The following is a 21,522-nucleotide window of genomic DNA, read 5'->3' as shown; positions in this document are numbered from 1 at the left end:
CCAGTCCCCTATATAAGTGTATAAAAGCAAAAGGCAAACCCTCTCTTCCCGGATTCGGGATCAGAAGCTTTGCCTTTTTGCATACTCTCCATTCCATTGCAGTCTATTCCTGACTCTATTGGAATTCACTTCCCCTATATGATAAACTTGCAGAAATTATCTGCTATTCATAAAGGAGCGGAAAAATGCTATGGGGAAAAAGAAGCAAGCCTTACCCGCCGATTTTGGCGAGCGGGTCAAAACGAGTGATATCGCAGCGCTCAAGGCCATCTTTGAGGAGTGCGAATGGGATGCCCGCGGGGGTTACAGCAAAGGAACCGCGCTCAGCTTCCGGCAGATCCCGGATGAGCTGGTCCGCTGGCTTGTAGAGCAGGGTGCCGACATCAACGCCCGGGACAAATATGAGCACACTCCGCTGCACTCCCAGGCTGCAACCTGGTCCGGAAATATCCCGTTACTCCTGGAATTAGGCGCGGACCCCGATGCCCTGGATTATCAGAATGAGACACCGCTGCACGCAGCGGCAGGTTATTACCGTACCCGGGCCATACAGGACCTGGTCGCCCATGGTGCAAACATCCATGCGGAGAATAAACGGAAACAAACACCGCTCGCTAAGGGATTATCCCAATGCCGGAATATCGATATAGCTAACATGGTGGAAATCTCGAAAATCCTGCTGGATGCCGGAGCAGCAATCACGCCGGAGATGAAAGATTCCGTGCGGCGGATCGGCAAGGATCTGGAATTTGTCAGAGCCAGCCACAGTAATGATGAGCTGGATCAAAAAGCATCCGCAATGCTGGAGCTGTACCGGCTATTCGATGTCGAGCCTGTTGCGAAACAGGTGAAGCACGATGGAACCTCCCCCATCAAGGCTGCCACAGCGGCATGGTCCGCCCAGCATCAGGAGCTCTGGGATTACCTTGTCCCTGCTTCAGGGCACGCGCAAACTGTACAGGGAGAGGTTATCCGTATTTCCGGACGGGTCTCTCATGAAATCCTGGATAACGGCGGAGGCAACTGGGATGACAATTACCGTAAAATGCTGGATGCCCTTATCCGGCACCTGGGCACAGGTACACCGTTATCTCCCGCCCTTCTCCAGGAGGCAGCTTCATTAACCAATAGACTGCGCAAAGGCTCCGGCTACGATGAACCGGCAAGATTAAGCGAACTGGCAGTGCAGTGGGTACTGGCCAATCCTCAGCCTGTCTCAATGGAACAAACGGATTATACCCGCTAAGTCTAATATATACGGACGTATTACGATACCGCTCCTTTGGAGAGCATGATGTTCAGGATGGCCTGGTCGGTTGCCGCAAGCCCTTCCTGAACCAGTGTCTCCATATTCTTAATTGTATCTTCAACCTTCTCAAAGATTACCCCGTCATTCAGACTGGCTGAAATGTCGTTCATCGCCAGTGTTGCGGATTGGATTGCAGCATTCGTGGCGGTTGAGATTTTGAGCGCGCAGGTCGGTTTCGCACCATCGCAGATCATTCCGGAAGTAGAAGCAATAGTGTTCTGGATGGAGCGCTTGATCTGCTCCAGCGTGCCGCCCATCAGGTAGACAATACCGCTCCCTGCCCCTACTCCCCCGGCAATTCCCGATCCGCACAGCGGGGACAGACGGCCGATATAATGCTTGACGTGAATGGTAATCAGATTGCTGAGCGCCATCGCTCTTGCCAGTGTCTCCTCATCTTTGCCAAGGAGATCAGCAAGGGCAATTACCGGCATCGTGCAGGCAATGCCCTGATTTCCGCTTCCCGCAGTGGTCATGACAGGCATGGCGCTGCCGTCCATCCGCGCATCGGATGCCGCTGCCGTGGCGGCAATAATCCGGTTCGCCACATCCCCCCCGAACAAATTCACCGCCGATTGCTGGCTCATCTTCCTGCCCACCTGCAGGCCATACTCCCCGCGCAGCCCCTCATCCGAAATCGCTTTATTCATCCGCGCTCCTTCCAGCAGAAACCGCAGCTCAGTGAAATCCGCAGTCTGGATGAATTCATATATTTCTTCCAATGAAACCGAATATACCTCCGGGTCCAGCATGTCTGACTCCTCGCAATCCGCCTTGTCCTTCCCCGGCTCCAGCTTAACGCCGTCTTTGGACAGGAATACTACATTCGTATGCTCTTTAGATACAATTGCAGTCGCTGTATGATTCAAGCTGCTCACCCTGGCTTCAATATACAATTTCTCAGGGGTATCCTTCAGTTCCACATTCAGCAGCTTCTGCCCGATCATCGCATTAGCCTTCGCCAGCTCTTCGGGAGTAAGTCCGGATAGAATCTCCAGCTTGCGATGAGAACGGCGGATCACTGCGCCCAAGGCTGCTGCTATCGGCAGACCGGTCTGCCCGGTGCCCGGAATCCCTACACCCATCGCATTCTTCACAATATTCCCGCTGAGGAACAGCTGAATCGAAGTAATCTCTCCCTCAACCTGTTCAGCCGCCAAAGAGACTGCATAGGCAACCGCAATCGGCTCAGTGCAGCCTTCTGCCGGAACAATTTCTTTGATCAATACTTCCAGTAGGTTAACCATACGCGAATCACCATTCCTCTATCTCTCTCTATATAACTATTCCTATATAGTACCTCAGATTGATAGCCTGGGGGAATCCCCGTTATTAACCATTAACCAGCGGGTTATTCAATTTCCATCCGGCTGAACTCGTGAATTCTGTTATTTCCCAAGTAACAACCCGAGTTTCCCCAGCCTCTTCAGCCCTTCAGTACAGGCCCATCCCCCCGCACCCGCCAGAATAGCATTGTGAAAAATTTTCAGTGCCAGTGAATATGTCATACTGCCTAAAACAATTTCAACTGCAATAAACCGGATGATATCGCCCTTAGTGATCAGATAGACTGTAAATTCCTGATTACGAGACACTGGTTCATCCCCCGTCTGCTTCTCTTTCTGTACCTATATGCTCCGTGCGGGTTGTCTAATTCGGGAGCAGCAAGGTTGAGCCGCTATCTGCCCACTCCTCAGACTCAAAGACACTACCCGGCACCAAAAAACAGCAAATCCCCAAAGGATCTGCTGCTCTTTTCACACTTCTATTATCTTATAGGACCAGAGTCCGGCAACTGCCGCCCCTGCTGCTTCCTTTACTTCGTCTCCACAGCATGGCCGCCGAATTCATTACGCAGCGCAGCAACTACTTTGCCGGTGAAGGTATCGGTCTCCAGCGACCGGTAGCGCATCAGCAGCGCCATGGCGATAACCGGCGTAGCCGCCTGCAGATCAAACGCGGTCTCCAGCGTCCATCTGCCTTCCCCGGAGGAATGCATGATTCCCTTGATCTCATCCAGCTTGGCATCCTTGGAGAAGGCGCGTTCGATCAGCTCCATCAGCCAGGAGCGGACGACCGATCCGTTATTCCAGACGCGGGCCACCTGCTCGAAGTCGAAGTCATAGCCGCTTTTCTCCAGCACCTCAAAGCCCTCACCGATGGCAGCCATCATGCCGTACTCAATCCCGTTGTGGACCATCTTCAGGAAGTGTCCGCTGCCGGATTTGCCGGCATACAGGTACCCGTTCTCGACCGCAGTATCCCGGAAAATCGGCTCGACGACCGCCCACGCTTCCTCATCTCCGCCGATCATATAACAAGCGCCATTGCGTGCGCCTTCCATCCCGCCGGAGGTTCCGGCATCCAGGAAATAAATCCCGTGGGCGCTAAGCTCATCGTGACGGCGGATTGACTCCTTATAATGAGAATTCCCGGCTTCGATGATGATATCCCCCTCCGACAACAGCGGCGTCAGTTCTGTGATGACCGAATCCACAAAGGTGTGCGGGACCATGATCCAGAGGATACGCGGGGATTCCAGCTTGCCTGTAAGTTCTGCCAGACTTCCCGCACCGGCGGCTCCTTTCGCTTCCAGCACCTGCACCGCACCGGCGTTCACATCATAAGCCACGACTTCATGTTCGTGCTCCAATAGATTCTGGCCGAGATTGAAGCCCATTTTGCCTAATCCAATTAAACCAACTTTCATTGCAAATCCCTCCGAATGTTATAGATTAGATGATTATGCCGCTACTCACGCACCAGGCCGGATAGCTTCCGGGTCCAGCTCCTGTGTCTGGCGGACCCCGGAATGCTCCACAGCCTCCGGTTCATCAAGCCACCAGTGATGCTCTCCAAGCAGTTCATCGGCAGCCCGGGGTCCAAAGGAACCGGCTGGATACAGATGAAGCGGAAGCGTCCCTTCTGCTGTTGCTTCGATTATAGGCTGAACCCACTGCCAGGACAACTCAACTTCATCCCAATGGGCAAAGAAGGTGGCATCTCCGAGTAAAGCATCATAAATCAGGTTCTCATAGGCTTCCGGCAGATCGGGGTTGCCCGACTCATGCTTAATGCTGACCGGCTCGAGCTGTCCGTGCTGGCGCGGATTTTTGGTATTTAGGGTAAGGGAGATCCCTTCGTTCGGACCAATATCAATCACCAGCAGGTTAGGGTCCAGGGCAAGCTTGCTTCTGTTCTTATTATGCAAATCATTAAACGGCTCTTTGAATTCTATAACAATCCGCGTCGATTTCTCCTTCATGCGTTTGCCGGTGCGGATATAGAATGGCACGTCCTTCCAAAGCGGGTCATCAATCCACAGCCGGGCGGCGATGTAGGTCTCATTCTGTGAAGAGGCTTCTATGCCGGGTTCAGCCGTATAAGCGGGAACCTGCTGCCCGCGCAGCTCACCCGCTGCATACTGGCCGCGTACCACATGCTGCGTCACTTCCTCACGGAGCAATGGCCGTACCGAACGGATCACATGGCGCTTCTTGCTGCGGACATCTTCCGGGGTGCTGCCTTTGGGCAATTGCATAGCCATCATCATAAGCAGCTGCAGCATGTGGTTCTGGAACATGTCGCGCAGCGCGCCAGCCTTGTCATAATACCCAGCCCGTTCTTCCACACCGACCGTTTCACTAGCCGTAATCTGTACGCTCTCGATATACCGGTTCTGCCACAATGCCCGCAGTACCGGATTGGAGTATTTCAGCACCTCAAGGTTCTGCACCATCGGTTTGCCGAGGAAGTGGTCAATCCGGAAGATCTCTTCCTCCTTAAAAGCAGTGTTCAGGCTGTCATTAAGCACCCGTGCCGACTGCAGATCCCGTCCGAACGGTTTCTCGATAATCAGCCGCTTCCATCCCTTCGTGTCACCAAGTCCGCTGGCGTTAATGTTACTGGCAATCTCACCGAAGAATTCAGGACCGACGGATAAGTAGAACATCCGGTTCTGCGGAAGGCCCAGCTCTTCCTCACGGCGCTGCACATGGCCCAGCAGCTTCACATAATCTTCGGGGCGTCCGACATCCAGCACGCTATATTCAAAAGCCAGCAGGAAATTCTGCAGCTCTGCTGAATCCTCAACCGGACGCCGCGAAAAGGTGCGCAATGAATCCAGCACCTGATGCTGGAAGGTTTCATTCGACAACTCTCTTCTGCCGAGACCTATGACTGAGAGAGGACCAGAAAGCTTGCCATCTTTGAACAGGTTATATAGGGCGGGGTATATTTTTCGTTTGGCCAAATCCCCGGTTGCGCCAAATAGTACGAATGATGATGATTCCACTTTCATTCCTCCCGTAATTATCAAATGTTTATGTGGTTACTTATTATTACTCACAAACTTTATAACACTCATCATACGACTGCAGAATCCATTCGTCAACCTCATTTCGACATTTACGAAAAGTACTTATTTTCACGCACTTTCTACTATGTTATAGTAAGGTGGGTATTTATAATAACTACACAAGGGGGAATCCGCATGACACAGGAGCTTAAGCCTTTGCTCGCCAAAGTCGAGCATGTTCATCATATTATCGGCAAGAAGTGGGTGAATCTGATCATCCATGTGTTAATGGAGGGGACCAAACGGTTCAGTGAGCTGCACACGGTCATCCCTGATCTAAGCAAACGTATGCTCAACGAGCGCCTGAAGGAGCTTGAAGAATGCGGCCTGATCAGCCGCGAGGTCATTCCTGACCGTCCGGTAAGGACGGAATATTCGCTCACTGCCAAGGGGCAGGAGCTGGGCACGGCGCTCCTGCCCGTCGAGGCATGGGCGATGAAGTGGCTGTAATGCCGCTGCCCTGAACACGCTAAACAGCAGGCCTCCGGGAAGAAGACCTGCTGTTGTTAGCTTTTATAGTATAAATTAAGCCTTTCAGAATCAGGACACCAGGGTCTTCTCTCCGTCTGCTTCGCTGCTGCCTGCCCGTACATACTTAGTGTTGAAATAGAGCAGCACGATATTGGATCCCAGCAGCGAGGCGCCCGCAAAGCACCAGATGAAGGCATACCCGAGATTCTTGGCCATGATCCCCAGGATCAGCGTAATCAGGAAACCGGCGAGTGATTTGAGCGCTGACAGCCCGGAGGTGAAGGTCGCCCGCTTGGCCCCGGGAATGAAATCCTGTACCCAGACACCTGTAGAAGACATATCCATCCCGAGCCCGAATTCAAACAGCACCAGACCGGCAATAAATACAGCCTTATGCGGAAACAATCCGACCAGCAGCAGTCCGAGTGCAGAGATTACAGTTCCGCAGACGATGATCCGGACGGCAGCAACCTCTTTTTTGGCCAGATAGGAGACCAGGAAGCTCGATACACTAATTACTCCCATGAACAGAATCAGCAGCACCCCGAGGGAACTGACCGGAAATTCCAGCTCATTCACCCCATATACCTGCCAGGACAACAGAAAGACCAGCAAGGCGGTATGTGTCAGGATGCTGCGCAGAAGAATAAACCGCATCTCTGTGCTGCGGGCGAAATCGGCCGAACTGGCATAGATCTCCCGGCGGATGCTGCTCTGCGTTCTGCTTCCGTAGTTGTCGCTGAAGCTGAGCCAGGTATATACGCCGAGTCCTACCGCCAGCACGCCGGCAATAGCCACCGGAAGAACATAATGTACGCGGCTGCTCACCGTACCCATCAATGCACCGACGATGGCAAACGCCGATACAAACCCGCTGATGCGGGGCAGGGCGATTTTTTTATAATCCGGCATTCCCAGCTCTTCCAGCTGATCAATGTACCACGCCTGCGGAGAACCCGAAATCATCGCAACTCCCAGAGACATCACGATGGAGGCGGCGATGAATAAGGCAAGACCGTTAGCAGCGGCAAAAATCCCGAGCCCCGCTCCCCACACCATGAATCCGGCCGCCGTCATGCGCTTTCTTCCATAGATATCGGACAGATTCCCGCTGGGGTAATCAAAGATAGCCATGGACAGTGAAGAAACGGCAAACACGATACTGATCTGAAAGGCATCCACGCCGCGCAAGCTCATCAAAATGATAAAAACCGCGCCATAGAGCTTATCAGCCACATTATACCCCGACAATATGACGCCCAGAAATACACTGTATTTCCGTTGTAGCTGATTGTTCCCCACTCTGCATCCCGCCTTTCGCCTCTCGCCGATATTCCAGTCCGAGTTAATTACTCAGGATTATATTATAATTGTTACCTTTTCAAAGTGAATTACTGCACAGCTGACAGCTCCCTCAATCCAATCCCGGGGTAAAAGGATTAGAACCATGAAGCCCTCATATTGCGGATTTGATCTCGAGGACTGCTTCTAGACCATGGAGTGGATCTACGAGAATTATAACCTGTGCCGGATAATCCTTAGAGTAAGGTCCTAAGGATATCACGATGCCGCTTCTGCAGCTGCTCAGCTGCCTTGGAACAGGCGAGCAGTCCCAACTAACTATGCCACCTGGGACCAGCCGGAGCATGAAGCTATTCTGCTGCATGGTACAGGCAGCGGCGACTCCTTCATCGATGTATCGCTGATCTAGGGCGATTATTACTAAGTCGAAGCCGTCGCCAAGCTGAAGTGTTGAAGCACCGTATTTTCTAATCTGGCTATTGGATAACTCAAACAGCGGGCCCCCACATACTGGGGACCCGCTGTTTGTTGTTTAAACTTATGGTTCAAAAGATTATTCAAGTGTTGCAGAATCGCGATTCGATTCCGGTTCAAAATCCTGCACGGAATACAACATTCCCTTCACTTTATTGCCTCAAATCCAATAATGTTGTATAAAATACATCATTCATCTTCTTCCAGACAGCTTAGCGGGAATATTCCTGTATTTGCTACAACAATCCTCCCGAACACCCCAGTATTTAAGGTTCAAAGTTGTAATCTGTACAACACTTTCACCTTAATAGGTGATTATCGCTAACCGTTCGCGGCTGGGCGAAGCTCTGACAACTACACATACGAAATGCTACTGCGGCTCCGCGTGTTCGGATAACCCTTTCAGCTTGCAAATGCTTACCCCCGCTGCTCCTCCAACCACAAGACCGCCGTCACTCCGCGCGGATAATATTTGCTGCCGGTGATCTCGCCGGAGATAATCTGGTCGCTCCAGCTCCAGATCGAGAGCTGCGGATGCGTAAGCCAGGTTACATGTGCCGAATCGGCTGCATGGCCTTTGTCCTCCCACTCCAGACCAAGAATTTGTCTGGCGATGAATTGGCACAGATAAATCTTGCTCAGCCAGCTGTTGTTGCTGGTGGAGGAGATTTTCCAGCCGCCGTCCTCGAACAAGCACACCCCTTCAACAAGCACGGCCTGCAGATGCGTGTCTAGCGCCGCGATGTATTCGCCGAACCGCCCCTCGCGCTCCAATGCTTCCTTACAGCCTGTGAAGTAAGGGAAGACGAGGCCTTCAATCGCCGGAATAATCTTGGAGTCATTGCCTTCACCGATTACAGCCGGGATATAGCCACCCTCGGTAACACTGCCCACAATGGTTGCTGCGCAGAGCTCTGCCTGTCTGCCGGCAGTCTGTGACAGCTCCGTATTGCCGTTATCGCGGAAGATCTTCTCCATCGCCAAATACGCTGCCCAGCATTTACCCGCCAGGTAAATATTGTTGCGCGCCTGGCCCAGTGACACATCAAGACTGTCGTACGTAGTAATCTCCGCACCGCCCATTGTCCGCGAGCTGTCGAGGGCCATCACACCGTTTCGTTTCGCCGGGTCCGGATGATCCCGGTTCAGCATACTCTGCAGGCAGCTCTCCAGTACTGTAAGGTTGCGTTCCATCCAGCTAAGGTCACCAGTATGCTCCAGATATACCGCCGCAGTAAGAATCCAGTTCACCAGCTGCTCATGGGTCATATGCGAGAAGCAGCCGTCGATGCCGTACAGCTCATATGAGGAATACCCCGGACGTGAGACGGCATTGGCTACCCCCATATCATGGGTGAAGCTGAGCCCGCCCGGATATTCCGTCATGTCTCCCGGGAAACGGACAGTATCCACATAGCTGTACCGGTCCACGAACATATCCAGCTCATTGCGAACGGTCCACGGATTCATCTTCAGCTCATAGAATAGCTGGTCCACCGTAAGATCGAATGTGTTCATCATCCGGTATTCGCCTTCGTTCACAATCCAGAACGGCTGGGCTTTGTACTCCAGCAGCTCGGTTGAGCCATAATAACTGCGGATGGCATGAGCCAGCATGAATGTCTGGTCTTCGCTGAGCCCGGTTCCTTCCAGCATGGTGTTAGCCTGCTCTGCCTGCTGCTTCAGCTGATCGAAATGGGACAACGCATATTCCGCTACCGCCTCTACATTACTGTAATAGCGGTTATAGTAATAACTGGCGTCCATCCCCGAGGTTACATAGCCGGACCGGTGGAAGCAGACTGCGAACCGGTAGACCTTGCGCTCTCCTGCGGGCACATCCATAACCAGAGCTCCAACCTGGCCGAGTCCGAAGGTCCAGTTCTCCTCCAGCTCCGCTGTGAGAATATCCTCCAGGGTAAAGTGCATGGCAGCTTTCACGCTGCCCTGTTCAGCAGCAATGGCCAGAAACCGGCCTTGTCCGACACCGGTCAGCTCTGCCTGGCCGCCATCGAATCTTCTCAAGGCGTTATAGGGATCATTCCCCTGGAAGCCGAAGAAGGCACGGCGGATAGCATTGCCCGAAGTGTTATCGACTTCCAGCTCTACCAGCACTGCGGGCAGCAGCACTTCCTTAAGCTCTTCGTCAGTAGCCGTTTCGGGGTCCGGAACCGGCCGGACCGGTGACAGAATGCGGAAGGTTAGGTCACCTGCCTGCCAGCTATCCGATGCCAGGCGGAAATCGCGGGTGATCTCTTCGTCTGCGTAGTGATAAAGAATCTGCGGCTTATCCGGGTTCGGGTCGGGGTTCTCGATGTCATAACGTTTACTTTCATCGTCGCTGCCCTGCTCATGGAACGGCAAGGTATCGAAGCCGCTACCATCCTTGCGCTCCAGACCAATATATACATTCTGTCTAGGCGGTTTGCCCACTTCCAGGTCAAAGCCGCCGGACGCTCCCTTAAATCCGAGGGTAAAGCTTGAAAAAGATCCAATCGGTGAATGATGGGCATTAAAGAATTGATTCTTCGGCATAACGTAATGCACTCCCTCCAGGCTGTGGCCCGGCAGTACCGGGCTTATAACTCTATGTTAGCGTTGCCCCCGCTTATGCAACAGGCGCAAAGCCGCCAATTATTTGGACAAATCAATCGGACGCGGCGGCTTATGCTATAATAGAGCCAACTTTTAGTGAAAAAGAGGTTGAGTATGAACGTATTAGATCCCGGTACACAGCATTCCATGGACGGCCGGATGTCCCCGGATATACAGGCTGCCTTTCATATATTCGCTGCCCACTGGCGCAAGGTGAACAAGGAGTGGCAATATCCGGCACACACCCATCCGATGTTCGAGATCAATATCGTCCTGCAGGGTTCGCAGCAAATGAATGTAGGCGGACAGTCTTACATCCAGCACAGCGGCGACATTCTGTTCATCCGCCCAAGTGTCCTGCATTCCAGCCTGGGTACAGTGTCAGAGGATGAAATGACCTATTATTGCCTGCATTTCGACATTGATGATCTGGTCCTGCGCCGTTCCCTGATGACGATGGACACCGTCAGCCTAAGCGGTGACACTCCGGAGCTGCAGGCGATCCGTTCTTCACTCGATGCAATTATCAGCTCGACGATCCTCCCTGATGCCAGCGATGCCCAGCGGGGCCGGCTGGTGACGCTCAATGCTTCGCTGCAGCTGTTCACCGCACTCAGCAGCTGGGTGCTGGCTGCATTGCCCTCCCCTGTCCGGAGCACACTGCCCGGTGTTACGGAGAAAACCGTTGCCCTGGCGAACGCCATTGAAGGGCTTCTGCAGGAATCCGTATTCACCGCTGCGGCAACCGGCAGCCGGGCCGGAAGCATTGAAGACATCGCTGCAAGACTTGGCTACAGCCCGAATCACTGCAACCGCGCCTTCCGGCAAATCTACGGATTGCCGCCGAGGCAGTATCTCTCTGATCTGATCATCCGCCATGCCAAGCTACTGCTGCTGGATAACAGCCTGTCAGTGGAGAGTATCGCCTACAGGCTCGGCTACCGTGATGTCTCCCATTTCAGCAAGCAGTTCAAGCGCTGGACCGGCCTGCCTCCCATGGGCTACCGTCAGCTTACGGAGGAACCGGGGAAGACAGACGGCAAAGCGTTATCCGCCAATACGCTGGGAGGCACATTATGAAGATATACTTTTTCAATCAGGAAACCGGTAAATCAGTTTCAGCCTTCAGCTCCGACTTCATTTTATCCCGGATTATCCAGACGGATAGAAAATTGCTTCGAGGATTATTCACAAGAAAACGAAGGTCGGCAGACCTCCGTTTTCTTGTGTAGGCAATAGTGTAATGTCACCGCCAGTATTCCTGTACCTGCCTGTCGTATTCAGTATTGGCCCGTTTCATATATTCTAGTACATCCCCGTCCTTAACAACCATTTCCTGCAGCAGCCTATAGAACCGGTTACGAACTGCGGAGGAACCATTGTTATCTCCCCGCCCATTGTTGATCATCAGGGATTTGGTAACGGCTGGATCGGGTTTATACTCCAGTCTGCTGGCCCCCAGCCTGCTCCACCGGAAAATATACCGTATACTCCTCGTCCTTAACCTCAAACAAAGGAATCAGACGAAATCCCCGCTCCTGGCGGATCGTCCGGTAACTGCCGAACATCCACCAGCCATGGTTACGTTCGCGGTCAGGGGTGAGCATGCTGCCCGGATCTGCCGCATCACCAATCAGCCTCCGCTCTTCTCCAACCAGACCGGCCAGTACCACCGGACCGTCCACGAATGCGAAGATATCCTGATCACCCGGCAATGGCTCCGCAGTTACCCCCTTGGGGAGTTCCACATCCACGGTGTCGCCGCTGCTCCACATCCGTTCTATTTCATAAAAGGCAGACGGGTTGCATATTCCCGGCTGCAGTATTCCATTCACCCTGATGACAGCTCCCTCCCGCAGCCACCAGGGCATTCTCAGCCGCAGGCTGAACCGGCTGTCCTCATTAGCCGCAACGGTAAGCTTATATACCAGCGCATCCGGACGGTGCACCGGGATAGGCGGAATATCTACTCTGGTAATATTCGTCATGCCGGCTACCGACCAATTATTCATAGGGTAGACGCCATGCTGGCCATCCTGCTCCAGCCGGATACCTATTTCGGCTCCGCCCTGCTTGAAGCTTACTGTGGAAGGAATCCATTGGCATACTGCTAAGCCGCCCTCCTCCTGCATGTAAATCATCGGTTCATAGGAGGCGTTGGCCTGCATCAAGGTGCCATGGCAGCACCAGAAATGTCCTGTTTCCGAGCCCCATGTTTTGGTGCTGCCCGCACCGAGCCCCAGGAAATATGAAATCCGGCCGTTCTCTCCATGCTGATGGGCCAGCACACCGTTATAGAAGCGCCGTTCCCAGTAATCCCCGTAAGCCGCATCTCCGGTCCAGCGCAGCAGGGTATGCGAGAGCCGCATCATATTGTAGTTGACGCAGTGCTCCTGACCAGCGCCCAGCCGGGCCGACATCTCTCCAGCGGGCATCCACAGCTCTCCATCATCGCCCGCACCGCTGCACAGATAACCGCGCCCAGTAACGGCACATTTCCAGAACGCCTCCACAATGCTGCGGTAACGTTCATCCCCTGTGACCTCGTATACTTTTGCCGCTCCCAGTATCTCGGGAATCTGTGTGTTGGCGTGTTTATTGGTCAGTACATCCTGACCGTCCAGCAGGGCATCGAAGAAGCGGCGTCGGTCATAGCGGCGGATCAGCTCCAAATGCTCCTCCGATCCGGTAATTCCGTACAGATCCGCCCAGGCTTCGAGCATCCCTCCTGTCTCCAGATCAAGCAGTTCATCCAGCTGCTCCCTGCTGAACCGGCCGGTCCAGCGGAAGAACCAGGCTGCGATCCCCTTCATGATCTCCAGTGCCTGCAGATTGCCGGCTATGGCATACATCTCGTGTAAACCCATCAGGAGCTTATTAACTGTATAATGCAGAGCCCAGACATACTTGCCGTTCGCAATGCGGTGCATATAAGTCTGCGGAAAAGCAGCCAGCCACTCCCCGCCGTTCGCTTCCTGGCATTTGGCCAGTTCACCCACAATATGATCTGCCTTGGCCTTCACCAGCATATCTTCCGTCTGTGCATAAATACGCGCAGCCGCAGACAGCCAGTGACCCATAATATGCCCACGCAGCTCACAGGTCGGTGACTCCCAGCCCCAGTGCCATTGCTCCGGTCCATCCATGCTTGTTGTGGAGGCCGCTGTTGTCCCGCCGTTACCGCTATAGCTCCAGAGTCCCGCCTCCAGATAGAAACTGCGCAGCAGATTCATCGGGGTCAGACTCATAATATACTTTTTGTTCAACTCAAACCGGGCTTGCACCGGTCCGGGGAAAAGCTTAATCTGTCCAATCCGTAAAGCTGACATTGCGCTGTGCATGATTCAACAACCTCTCTTTATTTTGGCTATAACAATAATTATAGTCACTGTCCATTAAGAGAAAATGCATCAAACCACAGATTGCATATCCTTTTTTGTGATTTTATAATGCGGATAGATTAGAGAGGACAGGAGGTGAAACCTTGGAAGAGCAGATCTTTTTGACGGCAGACGGGTTTCCGCTTGTCCGGGATATCGGCTGGAATCAGGCTTCAGGCCTGTACACCCATCCGGACCGCCTGCTGGATTATGAGGTATTTATTTATGTGACCCAAGGCAGCATGCAGGTGATAGAAGAAGGTACGGAATACGTAGTACAAGCGGGAGAATTTCTTTTCCTGAGGGGAGGACTTCATCACTGGGGCGAACCCCGATCCGCAGCGGGAACATCCTGGTACTGGGTTCATTTCACATCCGCTGCAGAGCACCGGGACAAGAGCAGCTACAAGGATTATATTCCGCTGCCTGAGCTGGAGTATTATTATCCCGATTATTACAAGTACCGGTTCCCGTTACCCAAATATGGCAGAGCACCGGTTCAGCTTGGACTGGAGAGCCGTCTGCGGCTAATTCTCGAGCAGGTTCAGCGGACCGAATCGCAAACGCACTGGATGACACGGAGCTGCCTCAGTGTATATGAGCTGTTCATGGATATACATGCGGCCGGGCAGCAGGAGAGCAGTACATCTGTCAGCGGCAAAAGCGGGAATGCTGTGCGGAGAGTTACAGCTTATCTGATCAAACACTGCGGGGAGGAATTCGCCGGGGAACAGCTTGCTTCACAGCTGAATATGAATTACAGCTACCTGTCATCCGCGTTCAGGCAGGCCACCGGACAGACGATTATTGAGACCCATACCAAGCTCCGGATGAACAAGGCTATCGAGCTGATGCGGACAAGTTCGTTCAATGTATCTGAGATCAGTGAAGCGCTTGGCTACCCCAACCCTTACTATTTCAGCCGCGTGTTCAAAAAAGTGCTCGGTGAATCCCCCTCCTCCTACATGAAGCATCTGTACCGCACCTGAACATGGGCGAAGCTGGGAACAGCAGCCGGACTCATGGTACAATACAACCAGAATTGATCTGCTATGCCAGGGCAGGTGAACATAAGACTCTTATATAATCCTTCAAAAAGTTGGTGACCTGCTTGATCTACCTCATTAAATTCGTATACAGCTTTGTTCTGCCTCCGGGAATTTTTGTGATCCTGCTGCTGGGGATGGTGGTCTGGCTGTGGAAAAGCAGCCGCCGGCCGGCGGTCGTACTGCTCGCGGTGAGCCTGCTGCTCTATCTGTCGATGACCTCTGTAGTCAGTGACCTGCTGATCGGCAGTCTGGAACGGCAATATACACAGCCTTCTGCAGTAGAAGGCGATGTTATTGTCATCCTCGGCGGAGGCGCTACCTCCGGCACGCCGGATTTGGACGGACAGGGCAATATGTCCGGTCCGGCGGCGAACCGGCTGCTGGCTGCCGCCCGGCTGTACCGGCAGACCGGACTGCCGGTTATTTTCTCCGGCGGCCAGGTGTTTGCAGACAGCGGCAATGAAGCCGATATCGCCCGGCGGCAGCTGATCGGACTCGGCATCCCGGCAGAAGACATCCTGCCGGAGAACCGCTCGCTTAATACCGAGCAGAATGCGGTCAACACCGCTGCACTTATGCAGGAGCACGGATTCAGCCATCCGGTGCTGGTCACCTCAGCCTTCCATATGCCGCGCAGCATGGTGCAATTTGAGCACGCGGGACTAACGCCGCAGCCTTTCCCGGTGGATTACCTGTCCAGCCGCCCCATGTCACTCTATGTGAGCAAATTCACTCCCTCCGCCGGGTCCGTCTCCACCACCGGACTGGCGCTGAAGGAGTATCTGGGGCTTGTGGCAGCGAAGCTGTTGCCTTAGCTGCTCAATCCGCAAACCGGGCAAGATGGGCAAGATTGAGAAAACTGTATGCCTGCGGAATGAATTTCCGCTCGTATTAGAGTAACATTAAGCCCTTGCTGACCACTGCTCGGCCGTAACGGAGCAAGTCTGGTCTCACGCGGACTGAGATTCGTCCTGGGCGGAGCAAACCGAACTCCCGCGGCCTGAGATTCCGTTAATGCTGCCCATTTGCTCTGAAAAGAGCCATTCTGCTTCACTTAGCGGAATCTCAGTCCGCATACTCCTGAACGAACGCATCCATTCACCTCGTTGGTCCTTACTTTTCGGATGGGCTACCGGGTAGTATCCTGCACTATATTACATACATCCAAAGTGAAAGAGAGGACTAGCCTGGTGACTCAGCATGAAGAAATACTGACCGGCGGAAATGTGAATCACATTGTCCGTAAGGCGGATACCGTCCGCCGTCCCACAGGGGATTGGAGTCCTAATGTTCATGCACTGCTGCAGCATCTGGAGAAGCAGAACTTCGGGGGAGCGCCACGTTTTCTCGGATTGGATGAGCCCGGGCGTGAAATACTCATCTATATTCCCGGAGAAGTTCCAGGCAATGCTTACCCTGAACTTAAGCCGTATATGTGGTCTCGTGAGACACTTGCAGGCGTAGCACGCCTGTTACGTCATTACCACGATGCGACTGAAGGATTCAATCCGCAATCAGAGGGAAGCTGGCAGCTCAGCTATGCCGATAACAGTGCACATGAAGTGATCTGCCATAATGACGCTGCCCTGTACAATGTGGTTTTTCAGAATGATGCTCCTGCGGCATTGATTGATTTCGACATGGCCGGACCCGGTCCGCGGATGTGGGACATTGCATATTCCATCTACACATCAGTTCCGCTGGCCAGCTTCGCACCTGACTACACATCAGGGTCCACCGCAGCTTACCAAACCCATTTACATGCGTCAGACCGGTGCCAGCGGATACAGTTATTTTTTGAGGCTTATGGGATTCCCGTCCCCGCCCCTAAGGAGCTGAACAAGTGGGTGGTCGAGCGCCTGACAGCAATGTGCGATACCTTGAAGCAGGGAGCTGCCGATGGCAATCCTGCTTTTATGAAAATGGTTGATGAGGGGCATCTGGCACACTATGAGCGCGAGATCCGGTTTATAGCCGGTCACTACACAGAATGGAGTTAGCCAAAACCGCCAAAGAAGCCGGAATCCCTAGACCTCTAGGAATTCCGGCTTCTTGCTCTACAGCTATTCTTTAATGAGATCCGTAAATACAGCAGATACCACATCTGCCAGCAGCTTAGGCTCAAGCTCCATCTGCATGCCGATGCGCCCTGCACTGACGGCGATGGTCTGCAACCCCTCCGCGCTGCTGTGTATGAACGTAGGATACAGCTTCTTCATGCCAACGGGCGAACATCCCCCGCGCACATAACCTGTCCACTTCAGCAGTTCCTTCAGCGGGAGCATCTCGATCTTCTTCGCTCCGGCGGCTTTGGCCGCTTTCTTAAGATCAAGCTCTTCAGCCACTGGAATAACAAATACATAGGGCTGCGGCCCGCTGTGTGAGACCAGTGTCTTAAACACTGTCTCAGGCGGGAGGCCAATCTTCTCAGCAACAGCACTCCCGTGAATCTGGCCATCCTCATTATCATAAGTATGAAGGGTGTATCCGGCCTTTTTTGCATCAAGCATACGCATGGCATTGGTTTTGTTCACTTGCATGTCCCTGCTACCTCCAACCACTCTCCGGCGCGCCGGAGCTTTCTTCTGCCCTGCTATACTCTACCTTACAAGACCTGCCTCCAGCGGCTAATCCCGCGGGTAATTCACCTGCATAATATCCATGAACGGAACCTTGATAATTTCTTCGTTATATCGCAGGTGTACCTTGCCGGTACGCGAATCCATCTCCACAATCACTCCGCGAACCTGTTCTTCCTTCCCCCAGACCGTCAGCAGAATCTCGGAATCCTCCTGTTTCGCCTCGACCAGCTGATTGCCCAGCTCTTCCAGCACGAATTCGTCGCGGGTTGGACGTTTTGCTACTTTTGCCTTCGCCACACTATGCCTCCAGTAAGCCATTACAAATTTATGATACTTCCGGGTGTAAATGCTCCCGTATATTATAACACGACCTTTACCCCGGGTTTACAAAATAATACCGGTCTCTGCAGCCAATTTTCGCTATCCCCCGGATTCTGCCCTTTATTCCTTATTCAAAAGCGCCGCCCCCGCGATCCCGGGATGGGTCATTTCATAGGGATCGAGGATCAGATTAAGCTCTTCCTCACTGAGCACATTGTATTTCAGGCATAGAGCGCGCACGGATTCGCCGGTCAGAATCGCTTCTCTGGCAATACGCGACACCACTTCATAGCCCAGATGCGGGTTCACCGCAGTAATGATGCCTACGCTCTGCTCGACTTCACGCTGCAGCTTCTCCTTATTGGCCACAATGCCCGCCAGGCAGTAGTCCGTGAACACCTTGAAGGAATTGTTCATAATGCTGATCGACTGGATCAGATTGAATACCAGCACCGGCTCCATAACGTTAAGCTCGAGTTGGCCCGCCTGGGAGGCGAGACAGATCGTATGATCATTTCCGATGACCTGAAAAGCGACCTGATTGATCACCTCGGCCATCACCGGATTCACCTTGCCGGGCATGATGGAAGATCCGGGCTGGCGGGCCGGAAGCGTAATTTCACCCAAGCCGGAGCGCGGACCGGAGGCCATCAGCCGCAGATCATTGGCGATTTTGGACATGTTCATCATGCAGACCTTCAGCGCTGCCGAGACCTCGCAGTAGGCATCTGTATTCTGCGTAGCATCGACCAGATGCTCAGCACTCACCAGCGGCAATCCGCTGATCTCGGCCAGAAGTTCTACCACCCGCGCAATATAACGCGGCTCCGCATTCAGTCCGGTGCCTACCGCCGTCGCCCCCATGTTCACCTGATAGAGATGCCGCCGTGTATGCTCGATCCGCTGAATATCACGCTCCAGCACCCGGCTGTACGCCTCGAATTCCTGGCCCAGACGGATCGGTACCGCATCCTGAAGATGGGTCCGTCCCATTTTGATAACCGGATCAAACTCCGCCGCTTTCAGCACAAATACGCCATGCATGCTCCGCATAGTCACCAGCAGCTGCTCCAGCAGGGAGAGCGTGGCAATATGAATTGCCGTCGGAAAAGCATCGTTCGTGGACTGTGCCATATTCACATGCGTGTTGGGACTGAGCTGCAGATAATCGCCTTTGGCCCGGCCCAGCAGCTCCAGCGCGCGGTTCGCAATCACTTCATTCGCATTCATATTCAGCGAGGTGCCGGCCCCGCCTTGAATCGGGTCCACGATGAATTGGTCATGCCACTTTCCGGCAATCACCTCATCCGCCGCCTCAACGATAACTTCCCCCAGTCCCTTGTAGAGTCTACCGATTTCCATATTGGCCAGTGCCGCAGATTTTTTGACGATGCCCATAGCTTTAATCAGCTCCTGATGCACCCGGTACCCGGTTATCGGGAAATTCTCTACTGCACGCAGCGTCTGTATCCCGTAGTAGGCGTGTTTCTCCACCTGTTTACTTCCTAAGAAATCCTTCTCCAGCCGGTATTCTATCTCTGTCATACTGCTCCCCCCATGTCTCCATAGTAGATGCTTCGCTGCCAAAATAGTGATCTTATTGTTTCCTATGATCTACTAAGATATTACCATTCTTAACATATCATGCTCCAGCCCAATCCTGCTAGGCGAAGCAGCCGCAGACAATATAAGAACCCGGCAGACGCTTCAGCATCCCCGGGTCCTCTATAGGTTCATTAATTATTTACAAGCTTAGACAGAATAACTGTCAAAAGAAACCGGTTTGCCGTTAATCTCTGCTTTGAACTCTGTCAGGCCATTGCCTGTGCTGAGCTGTAAATACTCATGGCCGAGCCATGTAGTGTATTCCGCAGACAGAATTTCTCCCGCTCCAAACTTAGGCGCCCGCTGTGCGGCGGCTGCGGCAAACTCATCAAACCCGCTTATTCCCAGCTCCGCAGCCTGGCTAACGCTTAGCGCTTCAACAATGACTCCGCCCGGCATCCCTTCGGAGATCACCTCAAGATAATCCGGGCGTTCCAGCAGCTCATAGCCATGCGATAAGTAGACTGCAAAATACACATTGCCTGCATAACCGAACAGCGCTGCAGGCTGTTTACTCCACTGCCCCTTAGGAAGAACACCCACAACCAGCTTGTTCTCACTTTCGGGTACCGGGAACAGAGATATGACGGTGTTCTTATGGTACAGCACTTCCATATAAGGGCTTTGGTGCCGCGGATCGCCCGCGTTATACCCCTGGCCCGGATGGAAGAAGTACAGCCGGTTCACGCCTTCAGCTGCACCCACCGGGAGCGAATACGCCCAGCGCAGCTGCTCATTGTCGAACTCCTCTACCCGCTCCCACATGCCGCCTGCCGCATAATCCTCTGTGAGGTAGGCATAGGAATGGAGCGGCGGCTGGCGGTCCGGATCACCGGCAACCACCTTCTCGGTTTGCTTCTTGACCTCTACCGCTGCCTCGCGGTTCAGCGCATTCGAACGCACCTGCTCCGACGCTTCATAGAACAGGAAACCGGCATATTCGGTGCGCGGCATCTCCGCCGGCAGCTTGAAGTCTCCGAACTGCACATAGTCGTGCAGCACATTGCTGTCAGCCGGCACATCATGCGGCCAGCCTCTGGAATGGGCACCTGCCCAGGCGCCCTGCAGATACCACTGGCTCCGCTCGTTCCAGAGATAATCAAGCATCTCGCCAAGGGTACGCTTAATGCCGCTGTCTGTCTCCAGCTCCCAGGCACAGGTGAATGCCTGCACCCAGTGCCAGAACCACGGGAGGCTGCCGTACTCCGGCATTCCTGTCTCCCGGATATGCGCCAGCGTGATGTCCAGACTCCGCTGTCCGTCTTCCAGCAGCTCGTCATCCTCGAAGAAGCTGCCGAAGATCAGCTTGGCTGCCGTATATTTTGCTTCATGGTGGCTGAACGTCGTTACCGGCTTACGGAAGAAGCCGCTGCGGTACACATGACCGATGGCCGTGTGGTAGGCAATACGCAGCCCTGCGCTGAACTGGCTGGAATATTGCTTGCAGAACCAGACCATCAGGCTGCCCATGATCTCCACCGGCAGCTCATGCGGCGGCGCTTCTCTGGGCTGCGGATTCAAGCCCAGCGGCCAGTGGCCATAGAGTTCTGTACCGGGCTGGCGGTTCTGCAGCAGGACCGTTTCCAGCATGACGGCTTCCGCCTTCCGTTTGGCTTCCTCCTTATCGAAAGGCAGATCCAGCGTATCATCTACCGCAGCAGCAAATAAATAAGAAGCATAATAGAAGTTATTCCGCACATCATCATGGAACCAGAGGCCGCTCGCAAGCAGCGGACGCCGCTCCGCCTCCAGTGCGATTGAACTGATAATTTCCTGCTGGCGTACTTTATAAGAAGTCTGATTCTGAAGCCTGTCTGCCATTTCCCTCACCCTCCATTATATATTCTGTATCACGAGCCCCTAATCCGGGAGTCATGCCGCGTGTGTATACATAGAACAACTATCCCTCTTCAATTAGGTAGACTTCACCTTGGGAACTCACTGCTTTCCAGCTCTATTGTGCACGCTTTCAGTTCAGATGGCAATCTCTAATCCTAACAAACGAACTAAAATAAACGTACTAAAAAAGATTATCACTTGCCAAATGAACGTAATTGGATTAAATTGTACCTATACG

General features: G+C 53.3%; 17 protein-coding genes. 6 read left to right on the top strand and 11 right to left on the bottom strand.

All coding sequences use genetic code 11. The features are described 5' to 3' along the window. Positions 1–190: 190 nt before the first annotated feature. The gene (locus tag MKX70_RS20015; protein WP_340840553.1) at positions 191–1,246 is read left to right on the top strand and encodes an ankyrin repeat domain-containing protein; all 1,056 of its coding nucleotides are present in this window, start codon (positions 191–193) and stop codon (positions 1,244–1,246) included. Positions 1,247–1,266: 20 nt separating this feature from the next. On the opposite strand, the gene MKX70_RS20010 is transcribed toward MKX70_RS20015, so the two are convergent. The 4 genes from MKX70_RS20010 to zwf form a co-directional block, all read right to left on the bottom strand. Beyond that, complete coding sequence (locus MKX70_RS20010) at positions 1,267–2,556, bottom strand: L-cysteine desulfidase family protein (RefSeq protein WP_340785548.1); 1,290 nt, start codon at positions 2,554–2,556, stop codon at positions 1,267–1,269. Between the two features lie 141 nt (positions 2,557–2,697). Beyond that, a complete protein-coding gene (locus tag MKX70_RS20005) occupies positions 2,698–2,904 on the bottom strand; it encodes a hypothetical protein (protein WP_042237020.1) in 207 nt (68 codons plus the stop codon). Positions 2,905–3,125: 221 nt separating this feature from the next. Then, positions 3,126–4,019: a phosphogluconate dehydrogenase (NAD(+)-dependent, decarboxylating) gene (gnd, locus tag MKX70_RS20000; RefSeq protein ID WP_042237021.1), complete on the bottom strand. Its 894-nt coding sequence runs from the start codon at positions 4,017–4,019 to the stop codon at positions 3,126–3,128. A 45-nt stretch (positions 4,020–4,064) separates the two neighbouring features. Then, positions 4,065–5,603 carry a glucose-6-phosphate dehydrogenase gene (zwf, locus tag MKX70_RS19995; RefSeq protein ID WP_042237023.1) on the bottom strand — a complete coding sequence of 513 codons (1,539 nt, stop codon included), beginning with the start codon at positions 5,601–5,603 and terminating at the stop codon, positions 4,065–4,067. 198 nt (positions 5,604–5,801) lie between these two features. Here zwf and MKX70_RS19990 point away from each other — a divergent pair, with 198 nt between their 5' ends. Continuing rightward, a complete protein-coding gene (locus tag MKX70_RS19990) occupies positions 5,802–6,116 on the top strand; it encodes a winged helix-turn-helix transcriptional regulator (RefSeq protein WP_042137990.1) in 315 nt (104 codons plus the stop codon). A gap of 90 nt (positions 6,117–6,206) precedes the next feature. Here the strand turns inward: MKX70_RS19990 and MKX70_RS19985 are convergent, their stop codons facing one another. Both MKX70_RS19985 and MKX70_RS19980 read right to left on the bottom strand, forming a co-directional pair. Then, positions 6,207–7,439, bottom strand: coding sequence for an MFS transporter (locus MKX70_RS19985; RefSeq protein WP_042237025.1), 1,233 nt, complete (start codon positions 7,437–7,439; stop codon positions 6,207–6,209). Positions 7,440–8,330: 891 nt separating this feature from the next. Beyond that, positions 8,331–10,448 (bottom strand): glycoside hydrolase family 52 protein, encoded by a 2,118-nt coding sequence (locus MKX70_RS19980; RefSeq protein ID WP_042237026.1) that lies wholly within the window; start codon positions 10,446–10,448, stop codon positions 8,331–8,333. Positions 10,449–10,622: 174 nt separating this feature from the next. On the opposite strand from MKX70_RS19980, the gene MKX70_RS19975 reads away from it, so the two are divergent. Then, entirely contained in the window at positions 10,623–11,588 is a 966-nt protein-coding gene (locus MKX70_RS19975; RefSeq protein ID WP_052416489.1) for an AraC family transcriptional regulator, read from the top strand. Between the two features lie 356 nt (positions 11,589–11,944). Here the strand turns inward: MKX70_RS19975 and MKX70_RS19970 are convergent, their stop codons facing one another. Continuing rightward, on the bottom strand, positions 11,945–13,849 hold the full coding sequence (locus MKX70_RS19970; RefSeq protein WP_340840552.1) for a beta-L-arabinofuranosidase domain-containing protein: 1,905 nt from the start codon (positions 13,847–13,849) through the stop codon (positions 11,945–11,947). A 143-nt stretch (positions 13,850–13,992) separates the two neighbouring features. Here MKX70_RS19970 and MKX70_RS19965 point away from each other — a divergent pair, with 143 nt between their 5' ends. The 3 genes from MKX70_RS19965 (at position 13,993) to MKX70_RS19955 (ending at position 16,937) form a co-directional block, all read left to right on the top strand. Continuing rightward, the gene (locus MKX70_RS19965) at positions 13,993–14,877 is read left to right on the top strand and encodes an AraC family transcriptional regulator (protein ID WP_340840551.1); all 885 of its coding nucleotides are present in this window, start codon (positions 13,993–13,995) and stop codon (positions 14,875–14,877) included. A 122-nt stretch (positions 14,878–14,999) separates the two neighbouring features. Further along, a complete protein-coding gene (locus MKX70_RS19960; RefSeq protein WP_340840550.1) occupies positions 15,000–15,752 on the top strand; it encodes a YdcF family protein in 753 nt (250 codons plus the stop codon). Positions 15,753–16,127: 375 nt separating this feature from the next. Beyond that, positions 16,128–16,937 (top strand): aminoglycoside phosphotransferase family protein, encoded by an 810-nt coding sequence (locus tag MKX70_RS19955; protein ID WP_340840549.1) that lies wholly within the window; start codon positions 16,128–16,130, stop codon positions 16,935–16,937. Positions 16,938–17,000: 63 nt separating this feature from the next. On the opposite strand, the gene ybaK is transcribed toward MKX70_RS19955, so the two are convergent. From ybaK to MKX70_RS19935, 4 genes are all read right to left on the bottom strand, one after another. Beyond that, complete coding sequence (ybaK, locus tag MKX70_RS19950; protein ID WP_042237032.1) at positions 17,001–17,477, bottom strand: Cys-tRNA(Pro) deacylase; 477 nt, start codon at positions 17,475–17,477, stop codon at positions 17,001–17,003. A gap of 87 nt (positions 17,478–17,564) precedes the next feature. Next, positions 17,565–17,816: a YolD-like family protein gene (locus tag MKX70_RS19945; RefSeq protein WP_039294685.1), complete on the bottom strand. Its 252-nt coding sequence runs from the start codon at positions 17,814–17,816 to the stop codon at positions 17,565–17,567. A 144-nt stretch (positions 17,817–17,960) separates the two neighbouring features. Then, positions 17,961–19,385 (bottom strand): aspartate ammonia-lyase, encoded by a 1,425-nt coding sequence (gene aspA / locus MKX70_RS19940; RefSeq protein ID WP_340840548.1) that lies wholly within the window; start codon positions 19,383–19,385, stop codon positions 17,961–17,963. A 207-nt stretch (positions 19,386–19,592) separates the two neighbouring features. Continuing rightward, positions 19,593–21,266 (bottom strand): hypothetical protein, encoded by a 1,674-nt coding sequence (locus MKX70_RS19935; protein ID WP_340840547.1) that lies wholly within the window; start codon positions 21,264–21,266, stop codon positions 19,593–19,595. Positions 21,267–21,522 lie beyond the last annotated feature (256 nt).

Origin of the sequence: Paenibacillus sp. FSL R7-0312, from assembly GCF_038004445.1 — a bacterium.
Lineage (GTDB): Bacteria > Bacillota > Bacilli > Paenibacillales > Paenibacillaceae > Paenibacillus_AQ.
The sequence above is the reverse complement of the archived record's forward strand: the minus strand, read 5'-3'. Positions and strand labels throughout refer to the sequence as shown.

What these genes read in the sequence shown, in the direction of transcription:
- MKX70_RS20015 (WP_340840553.1), top strand. Translation starts at nt 191, where the DNA reads ATGGGGAAAAAGAAGCAAGCCTTACCCGCCGATTTTGGCGAGCGGGTC.
- MKX70_RS20010 (WP_340785548.1), bottom strand. Translation starts at nt 2,556, where the DNA reads ATGGTTAACCTACTGGAAGTATTGATCAAAGAAATTGTTCCGGCAGAA.
- gnd (WP_042237021.1), bottom strand. Translation starts at nt 4,019, where the DNA reads ATGAAAGTTGGTTTAATTGGATTAGGCAAAATGGGCTTCAATCTCGGC.
- MKX70_RS19990 (WP_042137990.1), top strand. Translation starts at nt 5,802, where the DNA reads ATGACACAGGAGCTTAAGCCTTTGCTCGCCAAAGTCGAGCATGTTCAT.
- MKX70_RS19980 (WP_042237026.1), bottom strand. Translation starts at nt 10,448, where the DNA reads ATGCCGAAGAATCAATTCTTTAATGCCCATCATTCACCGATTGGATCT.
- MKX70_RS19975 (WP_052416489.1), top strand. Translation starts at nt 10,623, where the DNA reads ATGAACGTATTAGATCCCGGTACACAGCATTCCATGGACGGCCGGATG.
- MKX70_RS19970 (WP_340840552.1), bottom strand. Translation starts at nt 13,849, where the DNA reads ATGCACAGCGCAATGTCAGCTTTACGGATTGGACAGATTAAGCTTTTC.
- ybaK (WP_042237032.1), bottom strand. Translation starts at nt 17,477, where the DNA reads ATGCAAGTGAACAAAACCAATGCCATGCGTATGCTTGATGCAAAAAAG.
- aspA (WP_340840548.1), bottom strand. Translation starts at nt 19,385, where the DNA reads ATGACAGAGATAGAATACCGGCTGGAGAAGGATTTCTTAGGAAGTAAA.
- MKX70_RS19935 (WP_340840547.1), bottom strand. Translation starts at nt 21,266, where the DNA reads ATGGCAGACAGGCTTCAGAATCAGACTTCTTATAAAGTACGCCAGCAG.